This window comes from Ensifer adhaerens (assembly GCF_001270265.1).
Lineage (GTDB): Bacteria > Pseudomonadota > Alphaproteobacteria > Rhizobiales > Rhizobiaceae > Ensifer > Ensifer adhaerens_B.
Window position 1 is genome coordinate 1 of the sequence record NZ_LGAP01000099.1, and the last position, 355, is coordinate 355.

Annotated in this window: 1 protein-coding gene; it reads left to right on the forward strand. The window is 60.6% G+C overall.

From position 1 onward, the window contains the following. A partial coding sequence (locus AC244_RS34855) for an IS5 family transposase (protein WP_053253252.1) occupies nt 1–339 on the forward strand: 339 nt, incomplete at its 5' end. Between the last annotated feature and the right edge of the window lie 16 nt (nt 340–355).

Consider the following 355-nt stretch of genomic DNA (forward strand, 5'->3'; position numbering starts at 1 on the left):
CGCTTCACACTCACGGCAGGCCAGAAGGGCGATGCGCCGCAAGCCGACGCCCTGATCGAGGGCCTGCCCGCAGACGTCGTCATGGCAGACACCGCCTATGACAGCGACCGCCTGCGCGATGCAATCGCCGACAAGGGGGCCGTGGCAGTCATCCCAAACAATCCGTCCCGCGCGCGCAAATACCCAGTGGACAAAGACCTTTATGGCCTGCGGCACTTGATCGAATGCTGCTTCTCAAAACTCAAGCAGTTCCGCAGAGTAGCCACGCGCTACGAGAAAACGGCACAAAACTACCGAGCCGTCGTCACAATCGCAGCCATCGTCCTCTGGATCAGGTAAGTGTCCACACGACCTG